This is a genomic window from Candidatus Woesearchaeota archaeon, from assembly GCA_016180285.1.
In the GTDB taxonomy this organism is placed as follows: Archaea; Nanobdellota; Nanobdellia; order Woesearchaeales; family JACPBO01; genus JACPBO01.
The window spans coordinates 26,306-41,088 of sequence record JACPBO010000010.1 but is presented as its reverse complement, the minus strand read 5'-3'; the positions used below and the strand labels follow the sequence as shown (position 1 = coordinate 41,088).

At 38.3% G+C, this 14,783-nt stretch carries 16 protein-coding genes; 11 read left to right on the top strand and 5 right to left on the bottom strand.

The window, feature by feature from the left end; genetic code table 11:
* The 8 genes from HYU07_03070 to trxA form a co-directional block, all read left to right on the top strand.
* Positions 1–142, top strand: a 142-nt coding sequence (locus HYU07_03070; protein ID MBI2129198.1) for a hypothetical protein, incomplete at its 5' end; no start/stop codon positions are given.
* 1 nt (position 143) lies between these two features.
* Positions 144–1,046 carry a quinolinate synthase NadA gene (nadA, locus tag HYU07_03065; protein MBI2129197.1) on the top strand — a complete coding sequence of 301 codons (903 nt, stop codon included), beginning with the start codon at positions 144–146 and terminating at the stop codon, positions 1,044–1,046.
* Positions 1,043–2,713 (top strand): FAD-binding protein, encoded by a 1,671-nt coding sequence (locus tag HYU07_03060; GenBank protein MBI2129196.1) that lies wholly within the window; start codon positions 1,043–1,045, stop codon positions 2,711–2,713. The genes nadA and HYU07_03060 overlap by 4 nt, the downstream gene beginning before the upstream one ends.
* Before the next feature lie 39 nt (positions 2,714–2,752).
* On the top strand, positions 2,753–2,992 hold the full coding sequence (locus HYU07_03055; protein MBI2129195.1) for a hypothetical protein: 240 nt from the start codon (positions 2,753–2,755) through the stop codon (positions 2,990–2,992).
* A 19-nt stretch (positions 2,993–3,011) separates the two neighbouring features.
* A complete protein-coding gene (locus HYU07_03050; GenBank protein ID MBI2129194.1) occupies positions 3,012–3,515 on the top strand; it encodes an NYN domain-containing protein in 504 nt (167 codons plus the stop codon).
* A 13-nt stretch (positions 3,516–3,528) separates the two neighbouring features.
* Positions 3,529–4,341: a sulfide/dihydroorotate dehydrogenase-like FAD/NAD-binding protein gene (locus HYU07_03045; protein ID MBI2129193.1), complete on the top strand. Its 813-nt coding sequence runs from the start codon at positions 3,529–3,531 to the stop codon at positions 4,339–4,341.
* A gap of 457 nt (positions 4,342–4,798) precedes the next feature.
* Positions 4,799–6,190 carry an NADPH-dependent glutamate synthase gene (gltA, locus tag HYU07_03040; GenBank protein MBI2129192.1) on the top strand — a complete coding sequence of 464 codons (1,392 nt, stop codon included), beginning with the start codon at positions 4,799–4,801 and terminating at the stop codon, positions 6,188–6,190.
* Positions 6,165–6,494 (top strand): thioredoxin, encoded by a 330-nt coding sequence (gene trxA / locus HYU07_03035; GenBank protein ID MBI2129191.1) that lies wholly within the window; start codon positions 6,165–6,167, stop codon positions 6,492–6,494. The genes gltA and trxA overlap by 26 nt, the downstream gene beginning before the upstream one ends.
* Positions 6,495–7,103: 609 nt before the next feature.
* On the opposite strand, the gene HYU07_03030 is transcribed toward trxA, so the two are convergent.
* The gene (locus HYU07_03030; GenBank protein MBI2129190.1) at positions 7,104–7,349 is read right to left on the bottom strand and encodes a hypothetical protein; all 246 of its coding nucleotides are present in this window, start codon (positions 7,347–7,349) and stop codon (positions 7,104–7,106) included.
* On the bottom strand, positions 7,350–7,517 hold the full coding sequence (locus HYU07_03025; protein MBI2129189.1) for a hypothetical protein: 168 nt from the start codon (positions 7,515–7,517) through the stop codon (positions 7,350–7,352).
* Between the two features lie 184 nt (positions 7,518–7,701).
* On the opposite strand from HYU07_03025, the gene HYU07_03020 reads away from it, so the two are divergent.
* Positions 7,702–8,847: a hypothetical protein gene (locus HYU07_03020; GenBank protein MBI2129188.1), complete on the top strand. Its 1,146-nt coding sequence runs from the start codon at positions 7,702–7,704 to the stop codon at positions 8,845–8,847.
* Here HYU07_03020 and HYU07_03015 read toward each other — a convergent pair.
* The 3 genes from HYU07_03015 to HYU07_03005 are packed head-to-tail and all read right to left on the bottom strand — an operon-like array spanning position 8,839 to position 10,252.
* Positions 8,839–9,192: a hypothetical protein gene (locus HYU07_03015; GenBank protein MBI2129187.1), complete on the bottom strand. Its 354-nt coding sequence runs from the start codon at positions 9,190–9,192 to the stop codon at positions 8,839–8,841. The genes HYU07_03020 and HYU07_03015 overlap by 9 nt on opposite strands.
* The gene (locus HYU07_03010; GenBank protein ID MBI2129186.1) at positions 9,189–10,118 is read right to left on the bottom strand and encodes a rhomboid family intramembrane serine protease; all 930 of its coding nucleotides are present in this window, start codon (positions 10,116–10,118) and stop codon (positions 9,189–9,191) included. Before HYU07_03010 ends, HYU07_03015 begins: the two co-directional genes overlap by 4 nt.
* Positions 10,115–10,252 carry a hypothetical protein gene (locus HYU07_03005; GenBank protein ID MBI2129185.1) on the bottom strand — a complete coding sequence of 46 codons (138 nt, stop codon included), beginning with the start codon at positions 10,250–10,252 and terminating at the stop codon, positions 10,115–10,117. Before HYU07_03005 ends, HYU07_03010 begins: the two co-directional genes overlap by 4 nt.
* A 378-nt stretch (positions 10,253–10,630) precedes the next feature.
* Here HYU07_03005 and HYU07_03000 point away from each other — a divergent pair, with 378 nt between their 5' ends.
* Both HYU07_03000 and HYU07_02995 read left to right on the top strand, forming a co-directional pair.
* Positions 10,631–11,377, top strand: a complete 747-nt coding sequence (locus tag HYU07_03000; protein ID MBI2129184.1) for a triose-phosphate isomerase — start codon at positions 10,631–10,633, stop codon at positions 11,375–11,377.
* 84 nt (positions 11,378–11,461) lie between these two features.
* Positions 11,462–14,779 carry a hypothetical protein gene (locus HYU07_02995; protein MBI2129183.1) on the top strand — a complete coding sequence of 1,106 codons (3,318 nt, stop codon included), beginning with the start codon at positions 11,462–11,464 and terminating at the stop codon, positions 14,777–14,779.
* Positions 14,780–14,783: the final 4 nt, after the last annotated feature.

Genomic DNA, 14,783 nt, shown 5'->3' with positions numbered 1-14,783 from the left:
TAAGGAAATAACAGTAATTTCAGGCATGACTAAAAACGATTTGTTAACAATTGATGGATGGAAAGATTTTAATTATGGCCATAAATCTGTAATAAGAGTCAGCATTGCAGACAAGCCATTAAGGACAATAGAGTTTGGTTAAAATGGATGAAAGAACATTAATTCAAAAAATAAACAACCTGAAGAAAAAGAAAGATGCAGTTATACTGGTTCATAACTACCAGCGGCCTGAAATCTACAAAGTAGCTGATTTTATCGGCGACTCGCTTGAGCTTAGCAGAAAAGCAGCTGAAACTAATGCAAAGATCATTGTATTCTGCGGAGTTGATTTCATGGCAGAATCCGCAAAAATACTGAATCCTGAAAAGAAAGTGCTGCTGCCTGCCTTGGAGGCAAAATGCCCTATGGCTGCAATGGTTACCGCAGAAGAATTGCTTGAGGAAAAAAAGAAATACAAGGATGTGGCTGTTGTTTCTTATATAAATACAACAGCAGAAGTAAAGGCAGTTTCGGATATTTGCTGCACTTCTGCAAATGCTGTTAAAGTTGTTAACTCGCTTAAAGAAAGAAATATTATTTTTGTTCCCGACAGGAATCTTGCTGATTATGCTGCAAGGTTCACAAGCAAGAAGATAATCCCGTGGCAGGGCTATTGCTATGTGCATGCAAGGTTTTTATCAGAACAAATTAAGGAAGCAAAAAAGCAGCACCCAGATGCAGTTGTTATCGCTCATCCAGAATGCCCGGCTGATGCGATAGATGAAGCAGATGCTGTCTGCTCGACATCCGGAATGGTTGATATTGCCAAAAAATCAGATGCCAATGAATTCATGATCTGCACAGAAGCAGGAATGGTTGAAAGGCTCAGGCTGGAAGTTCCGAATAAAATATTTTATACGCTGGGAACAATCTGCCTGCAGCAGAAAAAGAACAATCTGCAGAAGGTTTATGATTGCCTTAATAATGAAACAAACGAAGTTGATGTGCCTGCAAGAATAAGAAAAAATGCAAAGAAGGCATTGGATAGAATGCTGAGAATAAAATGAGCAGCGCAAAAGAGCTTATAAAAACAGATTGCGGAGTAATAGGCGGCGGCTTTGGCGGCTGCGCAGCTGCGCTCGAACTGGCTGGAGCCGGCAAAAAGGTTGACTTATTTATCAAAGGAAAGTTAGTGGAAGACTGCAACAGCTATTTGACAGCCGGCGGCCTGGCAGCAATTCCTCTGGTGGATGGAAAGCCTATTAAGGGAGATTCCTTTGAAAGGCATATTAAAGAAACATTGATTGCAGGAAAAGGCCTTAATGATGTCAAGATTGTTAAATTCTGCGTGGAGCATTTTTTCAAAGATGTTATTCAGTGGCTGATTGGCAAAGGCGTTAAATTTAATGCATCTGAAAAAGGATACAAGTATGATCTGCACAGGGAAGGCGGCCATTCCAAAAACAGGATATTTCACGCAAATGACACAACAGGCGTGCAGATAATGAAGACGCTTGGCAGGTTAGTGAAAAGCAACCGCAATATAAGGGTTCATGAAGAGCATGTTGCAATTGACCTTATAACAAAGAACAAGCTGGAAAAAAGAAAAAAAATCAAGGCAAAAGCGAAAGATGCCTGCCTGGGGTTTTATGTTTATGATATTAAAAATGATCGTATTGAAACAATCTCCTGCAATGGAACATTCATTGCAACAGGCGGCCTTGGGAAAGTCTTTCTTTATACAACAAACTCAGATGCTGCAACAGGAGATGGATTTGCAATATGCTATAGGGCAGGCTTGCCATTGGCAAACATGGAATTTGTGCAATTTCACCCAACTGTGTTTTATGACCCGTCTGCTGTCAATGAATACAGCAGAAGATTTTTGCTTACAGAGGCGCTTAGAGGAGCAGGCGCAATATTGAAGCTAAGAAAAGATTCAAAAGAAGATTTTGTTTTAAAATATCATCCGCTTGGCTCGAAAGCAACAAGGGACGTTGTTACAAGAGCAGAAGATATAGAAATGAGAAAACACGGCTTGGCGCATTTATGGCTGGACTGCGCAAAAATAGACAAAAAAAGATTAAAGGAGGATTTCAGGAATTCTTATGAGTTCTGCTTGGCCAAGGGAGTCGACATAACAAAAGAGCCTGTGCCTGTCATTTATGCTGTTCATTATTCAAATGGAGGCGTGCTTGTTAACCGGAATGCAGAAACAAAAATAAGAGGATGCTATGTCATAGGTGAAACTTCTTATACAGGCCTGCACGGCGCAACAAGGCTGGCTAGCAATTCTGCGCCAGAATGCATTTTATTCGGCAGGCTGGCTGCAAAGCATTTCTTAAAGCTCAAGAATCAAGCAAATATGAGTGTTCCATTATGGAATGCGGGCTCTGCAAATGATATAAGGGACAAGGCTGCCATAGCCTATTATTGGGAAACTGTCAGAAGAACAATGACTTCATTGTGCGGAATATCAAGAAATAAAGAAAGATTGGATGCTGCAAAGCAAGTATTATCCGCGCTCAGAAAAAACATCAACGGATTTTACTGGAATTATCATGTGAGCAAGGAATTCTTAGAAGTCAGGAACATAGCGGATGTTGCCGGCATAATTGTAGAAAGCGCCATTGCAAGGGAAGAATCCAGGGCATGCCATTTCAGGGAGGATTTTCCAAATCAGAATGATAAGAGATTCAGGAAATTGACTATAATAAAAAAGCATGATGCATAGAAACCTTTTTAAAACACGCCATATTCACCCTTTATCGAGGTGGCAGAATTGAAATTTTACAGGGGATCTTTCATAAGCACTGCATCCGGCATCTTTAATTTTACGAACAGCATGTTCAGCCTCATAGTTGTCTACTTCATCTATCTTTTTGCAAATGAAAAAGGATGGGCTTTGCTTGCATTTGTTTCAAAGCTCTATTTAATCACGATAGTCGGGGTTTTTGCCATATTGTTCATAGTGATGCTTATTGTCTTGCTTTTCTCGGTCATTGGTTTTTAGAAGATAAAAAGGTGATAAAATGTACAAGCATAAAGGGCAAAGAGTGGGTGTTTTTATAGATGTGCAGAACATGTATTACTCTGCAAAGCAGATGTATGGCGCAAAGGTAAACTTCAAGGAAATCCTGAAGGAAGCAGTCAAAGGAAGGAACTTAGTCAGGGCGCTCGCATATGTGATAAAAGCAGACATAAAGGAAGAGCAGGGATTTTTTGAAGCATTGAAAAATATCGGGTTTGAAGTTAGGGCAAAAGACCTGCAGATTTTCTACGGCGGCCAGAAAAAAGGAGACTGGGACATCGGCATTGCAATGGACACAATTGAGCTTGCCCATAAGCTGGACACGATAATTCTTGTAAGCGGCGATGGGGATTTTGCTCCTTTAGTCCAGCATCTTAAAAGGGCAATCGGCTGCAGGGTTGAAATCATAGCATTTGGCAAAAGCGCCTCAGCTAAGCTGATAGAAGAAGCTGATGAGTTCACAGACCTAGATGAAGCTCCTAAAAAGTTTCTGATAGAGAAATAAAACAAAATCTAAAATGCCCATCATAACAAAAAAGCAGAAACTAGCTGAAAACATATTCCTGATGAATGTTAGGGCTCCAAATATTGCTAAAAATGCAAAGCCCGGGCAGTTTATAATATTGAGGCTAGATGAAGAAGGCGAGAGGATTCCGCTGACAATCGCAGATTCAAATCAGACTGAAATAACGCTTGTGTTTCAGGCAATAGGAAAGACAACAAAACAGCTCTCCGAATTAAAAAAAGGCGATAGTATGCTTGATCTAATCGGCCCATTGGGAAACCCGTCTGATATAAGGGAATACGGGACAGTCTGCCTTGTTGGCGGCGGCGTTGGAGCTGCTGAATTATTGCCATTGGCAAAAGCATTGAAGAGAGCAAAGAACAAGATCATAACAATAATCGGCGCTAAAAATAAAAAATCATTGATACTTGTTGATGAGCTTAAAAAGCTCTCCAAGCAGCTTATAATCTGCACAGATGACGGAAGCAGAGGATTAAAGGGGTTTGTTACAGCAGCATTGGAAGCTTTGCTGAAAAAAGAATGGTTAAACTTAGTCTATGCAGTCGGCCCTGCAATAATGATGAAATCTGTTTCTGCATTGACAACGGACAAGGCAAGGACAATAGTTTCATTGAATCCGATAATGATAGACGGAATAGGCATGTGCGGCGGCTGCAGGGTTGTTGTTGATGGCCAAATAAGATTTGCATGCATTGACGGCCCTGAATTCAACGGGCATAAGGTTGACTGGGATGATCTGCTCAACAGGACAAGCTATTATGCTGAAGAAGAGAAGCATGTCTGCAATTTGAGAAAAATAAAATGAGAAAAAAAGAAAAATCAGAAAATAGAATGTCCATGTATGTGTCTTCACCAAAAAAGTTTTATCCAGAAAGTTATTTAATAGCGGCAATATTTTATTTGTTGCTTTTGTTAGCTCTCCTATTCATAATAATTAAATCGTCCAATATGTTATTTAAAATTTTAATAGCAAATATTTACCTATTTTTGTCCATATACCTTACCTACTTCCTTATGCACATGTATATAATAAAATTAAACAAAAAGAAAAAACAATTAATAATCCAAAACTATTTTGCCAGCAAATTAAATCTGAAATCTTGTTTAAAGATTATTCATCTGCGAAAGATTATTAAGAATAACGAGAGGTCAATCCAAATATATACTTATGGCCAGGAATATTCGAGTCTCAAACTGATTATAGAATACCTTAAGAGATATTTCAGAAATAAAGTGACCATAAAGTGTATCCCGGAGCGTTTGTGGATATAAACAAAATGAAAACCATAATGCCGCAGCAAAAATCAGAAGAGAGAATTAAAAATTTCGATGAAGTCAATCTAGGTTATAATGATGAACTGGCGATCAAAGAAGCATCCCGCTGCCTGCAGTGCAAAAAGCCAGTCTGCATCGAAGGATGCCCTGTCAAAATAAACATTCCGAAGTTTATAAAGCAGATCAAAGACAAGAAATTTGATGATGCGATAAAGACAATAAAAGAGCAGAATTTTCTTCCAAAAGTTTGCGGCAGGGTGTGCCCCCAGGAAACGCAGTGCGAGGAAAAATGCATCTTAGCAAAGAAAAAGCAGCAGATTGCAATTGGCTGCCTGGAAAGGTTTGCAGGAGATAATGAAAAAAGTTTTTTAATTCCTGCAATCAGGAAAACAGGCAAAAAGGTTGCTGTTGTCGGCTCCGGGCCTGCTTCGCTTACATGCGCTGCGAAGCTTGCTTTAATGGGCCATAATGTGAAAATATTTGAGGCATTGCACAAGGCAGGAGGCGTTCTGCTCTACGGAATTCCGGAATTCAGGCTGCCAAATAAGATTGTTGATGATGAAATAAGATATATTAAAAAACTCGGAGTTGAGATCGAGCTTAATTCTGTGATTGGCAGAACTATCTCGCTTGACGAGCTCTCAAAACAGTATGATGCTGTTTTCATAGGAACAGGCGCTGGCTTGCCTTATTTTATGCGCATTCCGGGGGAAAGCCTTAATGGGGTTTATTCTGCAAATGAATTTTTAGCAAGGATAAACCTGATGAAAGCGAATGAATTTCCAAAAGCAAAAACTCCGATAAAGAGGGCAAACAAAACCATAGTTGTCGGAGGAGGGAATGTTGCGATTGACGCTGCACGAACAGCCAGGCGCCTTGGCTCTGATGTAACTGTTGTTTACAGGCGTTCTTTTGATGAAATGCCTGCAAGACTTGAAGAGATAGAGCACGCCAAGGAAGAGGGGATTAACTTTTTAATGCTGACAAGCCCAACAAAAATAATTGGCGATAAATTTGTCACAGGCATGGAATTCCAGCAGATGATGCTTGGCGAAATGGACTCGTCAGGAAGAAGAACTCCATTGCCGATAGAAGATTCCGAGTTCAGCCTTGAGTGCGGCCAGGTTATCATCGCAATAGGCCAGGGCATAAATCCTTTGCTGACAAGGAATTCTGAATTAAGGACGGTTATGAGGGGCGCAATAGAAGTGAATGAAAACTACCAGACATCCGAACCCAAAATATTTGCAGGCGGTGATGTGATCGGCCAGGAATCCACAGTCATAAAAGCAATGGCTGATGGCAAGAACGCAGCAGCGGCAATAGATGCCTTTTTAAGAGGTGAAATTAAAAATGATGGCGGTAATAGAGCTAAATAAGGATACTTTCAAGGAAGAAATTCTGGACAGCGATAAGGTTGTGCTAGTGGATTTCTGGGCAGAATGGTGCATGCCCTGCAAAATGATGGCCCCTGCTTACGAGGAGCTTTCAAAAAAATTGGCAATGCTGAAGTTCTGCAAGTTCAATGTTGACAGCGCTTCTGAAATAGCTGAAGAATACGGAATAAGGGGAATTCCGTGCATTGTTGTCTTCAAATCAGGCAGGGAAATCGGAAGGATTGTCGGAAATATAAACAAAAATGAGCTTGAAAACAAGATTAAGGGGATTATTGGAGAAAAATAGGCCTTGCTGATGCATTCACAATTGCCCTTATCAGCTAAAATAATCTTCATAGCAGAAACTTTTATTCGCTCCTTCAAATGTGCAGCTGCCTTTTTCATCAATTATGTTGCCGTCTAAGAATTCTCTATAACTGTTAATCAGGGAGTTGCAGTCGCTGCACCTCTTAAAATCAGTGCCTATCTCAATTTCAAACTGCTTTTCATTGAGCTTCTTTATTTTATGCGGAACAACTGACCTTTCTTTAAAATAAGTATAAATGGTGTCTATGAATCTGTTATCGGCAAAAGCTTCTGAAAGAGTTATGTGAAGGACGCATTTTTTTGGAGCAGTGAAGCTTACTGCATTTCTTTTTATTTTTATACATCTCTGAGATCTTAATTTTTCCTTATTTTCTTCTTTTTTGCAAGCTGTTCTGGAAGCTTAATGCTGCCGTCTGGATTGAATTCAACCATGAAAAAGCGGGATTGAAGCTGTTTAAATTGTTTTCGTTTTATGCGAGAACTAATGTCTTGCCTGTACTTGGTGAATGAAAATAAGCGTATTGTTCAACCTGTAGATATTAACCGTAGGCTGTTAAGAATTCGGCTGTTTTCTTAGAGAATTACTTATTCAAAAGAATTTTTTGACCAAAAATACTATTCCTCCAATGAATACAAAGAAACCTGCAATTTCATAAAGTGTCAGTGTTGATAATATTGAAGTTTTTGTTTGTTGATCAATCGGACTGTCTTTAACGACTTGACCAGTTGCATCCAGCATGGCGTCTTCTGCAACGCCTTGGATATAATTATTTAACAAGAATACCGATAGTGCTACAATAAATGCAATTATTCCAAAAATAGTAATCTTGCCCATTTAGCCAATCACTCTTTTTGCGACAGCAAATATTCCAAGTAATCCTAGCACGATGCCTATTCCAACGCCACCAAAGATTGCTAGGTCGCCCATTCCTGCTGAAAGATTTGTTCCTTTCAAAAGGAGTCCTGCTATGATTAATACACCGACGATGCCTGTTGCACCCATTCCGATCCAAAAATTTTCTGTACCATATGTTTTCCTCCGGACTTACGTCCAGTATATCAGTTATTGCTTCTAATTTAAATATTTATCTGTTTTAGCTTATACTTGTGAGTATTATAAGCTACTGCTAATACTTTTTACCAGTAAAACGAAAAATTTATATACTATTGCTCGTACTTTTATTAAAATGGAGAGGAAATCTGCTAAGGAGCTTATAAAAAGAATTTTAAAATCTGTGTCTGAAGCTCCAAAGTCAATACACGAAATTGCCAAAGATTGCGAATCTAATTGGGAATCTATTAAGATATACCTGGAAAGTCTAAAAGAGGCAGGCGTACTGTTAGAAACAGAAATCGCAAATAAAAGAGTATTCTCTTTAGTGCAATGTGATAAAACTAACAAAACAGGGAATTATTTTGATTTACCAATAAGATCAGAAGATGAAAAACTAATTGATTCTTTATTTTCTAAAATTAAAGAAGAGTGGAAACAAAAAACAGGAATAATTCCTGGTAGAATCCAAGTACAAAAAACTCTTGCAAGAATAAATAAAGAATGTAATTTGAATCTTCCAATTGGATGGTATCAATTTGGAACATTGTGTGTCAAACCTTACGACCAAAATTTAGATTATGATTTTTCTGGATTAAATGACGAAGTAAACAAATGCATAGTCGATATAGTTGGAACTTATTCGAAAGAAGTCAACGCAACAGCACTCAAATTAAGACATTATAATGAAGAAAATCACACTCTTTATAAAACAAAAGAAATGTTATTGTCTCTATTATCTTCATCTAATTTCTCTAAAAAATATATTCAAGAGATAAATAATCAACTTTACACTCTACTAAAAAACTCTCCCCCCATTTTTGATAAAGTTTCTAAGAGATTAGTAAATGATTTTGTCGGTTTAGTTTTACAAATGGTAAATGCTATTTCTGATGAAGATCTTAAAATGGTAAAGAATGATATCTATCAATCATTCAACGAGATTTGGAAACTAATTGCTTTGTATAATTACTTCTCAGATTTGGAACCTTATTATTCAAATAATTTCAGTAAAGAACTTGAGCTAAAACATTTCATTTCTGAAATGAATACTCAAAAGATGGAAGTTATTGAACATTTAAAGTACCTTAATGATCTTCTCCCTCGTCAAGCAGAGCCAGACGATGAAACATATAGAAAAATAAAAGCTATGTTAAGTTCGGTAGTTCTTCTTACTGAAGATGAACAGAAGAAACAGGAAAAATTCTTAGAACAAAAAGAGAAAGAACTAGGACACGATAAATTCCAAGAATGGTTGCTAGAACAAGCAGGCTTACAATAATTCTGGTTTTTTTATTGGTATTTTTGTTCCGATTTGAAGAAAGTCGTCAATGTTTCTTGTGATGATATAATCTGCTTTTACATTTTCAGCAATTACAATATGAAGAGCATCTGGAAAATTAGTTTCTGATCGTTTTCTTGCTTGAACTTCTTCTTCAAGAGAATATTTGCAGATTTCGATTTTCCTTTTCAAAATCTCAAAAGATGCTTTAATTTGATCTCCGCGAAGCTTTTTTAATAGTTCTTTTACCGTCCATGGCTCAGCCATATTCTTATTCGAATGCATACTCACTTCATTATTAATGACATTGATGAAGAGATTTGTGTCAATGTAAAGCCTGCTCATGAATTATTCTCCGTTTGTTTTCTCCTAAATGTACTCTTATCAATCATTACAAATAACCACCCAATTATCACACCATAGATTAAACCAAAATAATGCATAAAAAAGTTCACGAGCGTCCCATTACTTGCGACATTGTTAATAGTCGGAAATAGAAGGAATGGTGCAACCATAAAAAATAAGGGAATAAATAAAGACAAGAATAAAATTAACATATTTCGTTTACTTTCTTTTTGAATTATGAAATACAGAATATTAAAATTCTTTCTCCATAAAAATACAAATAATAAGAAGAGCGAGGCGAGAGGCAATATTAAAATTATAGACTTAAACGAGTATATGCATGAAAAAATTAATGCTACATAAAATAATATCAAATAAAAGAATAAGTTATTATGGAGGTTATTGTTACTTTTAATTGCATAGTGTCTAATCCAAATAAAAATTATGATGCCTAAAAAAGCAGATATTACTCCCGAGGTTCCTGTCGATGTCAACAAATTAGGAAAATATTTTGGTGTTATCCATAATTCCGCAAATCCACTAATTATTGGGAGCGAGATACAAATCGTAAGGTACATTTTATAGTATAATTGCTTCAGATTAGAATATGCTGCAAAGATAAATATTGGGATAACAAACCAAAAATATCCCGTTAAGTTATCAGTTAAATGTTTCCAACTTCCATGCATGTAACTAGCAGTAAATAACTGCCACCACATTGGTTCTTTGATGTGAATTTGCATAGCTGTTCTTATTGCATCAGGTAAGAGCATTAACAGAGTTATAATTAGGGGTAGAATCAATAACAAAATTATATCCATAAAAGTAATATTTCCGACAATTTTTTTGGAATCCTTTAAAAGATTCTGATAACTCAATCTTTTAATCAATAAATTCAGTCTTTGTTTCTTGGAGAGTTTCTTCATTCGACTAACTCACCATTAAACGCTTTCTGCATCAATGCATCAAACAAATTGTTTATGTCGGAAGTTGTTTCTGATTGTTTTTGCCTTAATGATTCAATTTTTTCCATGATTGTTAAAAATTCGTTGAGATACATGTTAATTTCCCTTCTTTAATTGTTTTTCAACAAATATTTCGAATTGGCGAGATATAACCAATCCTTTTTTCTTGCAATACTTTTTATACATTTTATAGATTTTCTCATCGACTTTGAGTGTTATATTCTTACTAGCCATTCTAACCAGTAAATATTTGCACAACTTTATAAATATTACTCAAATGAGTTGGACTTGACATGTCCACTGTCTTTATTCGTGCAGACTTGACTTGGCTGTAATTACTGGTTTCAAAAAAGTGAGAAAAAACAAGACTACTAAGAACATCCGCTATTTAACGGATAGGATTGACATCCACAGGGTGACCAATACGGAAAATAAGAAAACTATATAAACCAAATAAAACCAATAATTTCACTATGAGAAAGCCAATAATCGCAGGGAACTGGAAGATGAACAAGGTCAATTCTGAGGCAGTTGCTTTTGTCAGTGAATTAAAGCTGCGGTTGATTGACGTCAAGGATGTCGAGATCGTTGTATGCCCGCCTTTCACTGCGCTGCATGACGCTGCAAAAGAGATAAGGAATTCAAGCATCAAGCTAGGCGCCCAAAACATGCACTTTGAGGATTCTGGCGCATTTACAGGCGAAATATCCGCCTTAATGCTGAAGGAATTAGGAGTTAAATATGTTATTTTAGGCCATTCTGAAAGAAGGCAGCACTTTAACGAAGCTGATGATCTTATAAACAAGAAAATAAAGAAGGCATTGCAGCATAACCTCATTCCGATACTCTGTGTAGGAGAAAAGCTTGAAGAAAGGGAAAAAGGCGAAACAAAGAGAGTCATTGAAGAACAAGTCAAAGGCTGCTTAAAAGATATAGATGCTTCTAAGATAGTCATTGCTTACGAGCCAATATGGGCAATCGGCACCGGTAAAACTGCTGCGCCGGAACAGGCTGAAGAGGTTCATTTATTCATAAGAGAGTTAGTTAAAAACTTATATGATGAAAAAATTGCAAGTAATGTGAGGATCCAATACGGCGGCTCTGTAAAGCCGGATAACATCAAGGCGCTAATGGAGCAGAAAGACATTGATGGCGCATTAGTCGGGGGAGCTTCCCTGAAAGTTGACGATTTTGTGAAGATTGTAAAATACAGGCAGTGATAACTATTTCTCAGTGATTAAATATAGAAAAGTTTATAAAGTAGATGTGTTTTATTGGTTTAGAGGGGTTAGGGAGCTGGGTTAATGAAGTGCAGCATACTATTACTCGCTTTGATCTTATCCTTTTTGTTACTCATAAATATTTCTTCTGCCAATATTTCAGAGCAGGATTTCTCTAAAATCTGCAGTGATTTGTCAAAAATAGACAAAGCAGATTTAAATAAAAAGTTAATTGAAGCAGGCATTGATCCTGAAAACACAACCCTGCCCTATATTTATGAAGCATGCAATAATTTAATTTCAACTGCTGCAGCTTCAACAGAAGGCATTGCTGATAAAGAAGCTAAAAAAATAAAAAAGAAGAAAGAAGTTTCCATTAATGAAAATAAAATAATTGAAAACAAAGGAAAAGGAAAAATAAAATTTGACAAAGATATTGGCATGGATGTAACTGATGTTGAAGAAAACCCAAATATTTATGTTGATGATAATCTGATTGCTATAAACAGCAAAGAATTGCCGGAGCTCAATGAACCGGCCGCAATTACAATAGAAAATCTCCATTACAAACAAACACCCAGGATATTATATACGAATGAATTCACAACCAATAGAAATGAAATCAAGAATCCATGCCCGGAAGATACGTGCTTTAATGTTTCTTACGATCCTGTGCTCAGAATACTGGCCTTTACTGCTTCCCACTTTTCTTCTTTCACAACAGTAAGCTCATCCTGCCCTGTAAATTATACAGACTGCAATGGAGACGGCGCAGGAACAGATGCAGATGGCTGCGAAAACCCTTATCCTAAATGCTCATGCTTAAACAGAGGCAATTATTATTTCTGCGCAGATTATGCATGGTTCTGGAATTACTATGGCCAGAATTATAGCTGGTGTTTTGGGAGAACATCATGGCGCAGTTACTGGTTTGGCGGGGTTGTTATAGACAGCACGGGAGAGAAAGGAGGTTTTCCAGACTGCAGCCAAAGCCAATACTGCTGTTTTGATTATTATACTGATTTTATGGCAACATGCGGAAACGGAGTTTGCGATGCTAACAAGCCATATTATCCTGAAAGCAATGGAAACTGTCCCAAGGATTGTTACGTTGGAGATGGCGTTTGCGACCCTAACTATGAGAACCCAAATAATGACCCAAATGACTGCTGCACAGATTTAACGCAATGCAATACTTTGCAATACTGCAGCGAGAATAATCTTTCAGATTGCAGCATCAAAAAAAGCTCTGAAGTTTCTGGAACCTATAATTTTAAAGATTTAGTGATTGATTCAACTGTTACATTAAAGGCTGTTGATAATGTTATAATCAATGCTGAGAATGTTAAGATCTACGGAAAGGTAGTGGTTGATGGCGATTTAGTGTTTAATTTAACCGGTGATTTTGAATTATATGGCGTAATAAACGGGACAAAGTCAAAGCATACAGGGTTTTCTGTGATTAGTGAAGAAAAGCTTTATTGCGCTCCTGGCTCAGCATTTGATATGAGCGGGGATAATGGCGTTAATGGCGCAAAAGGCGTTTCTGGCCCTGCTCCGACAGCTGGAGTAGATGGAACAAATGGAAAAGATGGAAAGCCAATAACAATAGATGTTGGTGTTCTTGAAGGTGAGTGCAAATTTATTTCTAATGGCGGCAGAGGCGGCGATGGTGGAGCAGGAGGATCTGGTGATTGTGTTGGCTCTACAGAGGGCTCTAATTATTGCTATGGAGGATTATGCAGTTGCTCTGGCGATCCAAATGGAAAAGACGGAGGTATTGGAGGAAATGCTGGAAATGGCGGGCCTATAAATATTAAAGCAAAACTAAGCAAATCTTCTGTTTCAGCAATTGCTAACGGAGGCAATGCAGGCTTAGGGGGTAAAGGCGGTGATGGCAGCAGAGGCCCTACAACCGGAAGGTACTATGAAACAGTTTTCTGGTGGAGCGGCACGTTTACTATAAATTATATTTTATATGATGGAGGAGATAGTGGTTCAGGAAAAAAAGCCGGAAAAGCCGGAGATGGCGGGGCAATTAATATTAATTTTGATAAATATAAGTGCGATTCCAAAGCAGGAAGTTTATCAGCAAATGCTGGCAATGGCGGAAACGGCGGAAATGGAGGAAAACCAGCTGATGGCAGCGGCTGCTTCACACATTTCACAAGCTCGTGTTTTTCAAGCATGCCTGGTAAAGCAGGGCTATCAGCAGAGTCTAGCAAGGGAGGAAATGGAGGCTCTATAAATATTAAAGTAAATCACAACGATAATAAGCCTGTAATAAACTCTTATTTGTTCTCTGCAAATGGAGGCAGTGGAGGCAGTGGCGGGAATGGAGCCGGGGGAGCTTACTCCTGTTATAGTGACAGAGCGGGCGTATGCAGATATCCAGGGTGTACTGAGGCTTCTTTAATGACGGATGCTGCAGATGGAACAGAGGGCAGCAATGGCGGAAATGCTGGAACTGTTATTATAGATGGCCTCATCGTTGGCTGCAGTAAATTTTCTCTTAATGGCGGGAATGGAGGAAGCGGGGGAAAAGGAGGAGATACCCAGGGAAATACCGGATCTGGAAGTAATGCAGGAGATGGTGGCGATGCAGGAACTATCAGCGGATTAAAAGAAAGCTCATGCAAAAATACATTTAGTTTAAACGGCGGTGATGCTGGAGATGGCGGAAACGCAGGAAATTCAGCGTCTTGCTTGCCAGGATCGCATTGTTCAACAGATGTGTGTAATTTTTGCGGATATTATTACGAGCACCAAACTGGCATTTCTGGCAGCGGTGGAAATGCCGGGGATGGAGGGGAAGCAGGCTCTTGTTCTGATTGCACTGCAAATGCAAAAGGCGGAAAAGGCGGAATAGCTGGAAAAGGAGGAAAAGACTATGGTGAAGGCTGTTCGATTTCTTTAATCAGCCCATATTGCGGCAAACCTTGCAAGCCATCAGGCGCAGATGGAGAAGCTGGAAACAGCCAAGATTCAATTTCATTCATCAGCAATACGTCTGTGCCTACAGAAAATCATGCGCTAACAGTAAGCGCAGATATAGCGGCAAAAAACAGCGATGCATCACCTACTGTTTGTGACGATCTACTGTGCAGAATAGAAATAAGGGGCGATTGCTCTGGTGGCGCAGCAGAATACACTAATGAAGTGGAATACAATATTAGTGGCGGCCATGGCTCTTTGGCAAACAGCTATCCGAATGGCGTTATGAATGATGTTACTAATTGTGATTGGGATTATGCCAGCTGCACCTGCATTGTTGAGTTGACCATACCCAAGCAATATACTGATTACGGGGATAATATAAAGTGTATTGCAAAAATAGAGGACAGGTGCGCTGAAGCAACAGCTAGCGATTCAATAGGAATTGCTCCAAAATGCGGAGGTTAATAAA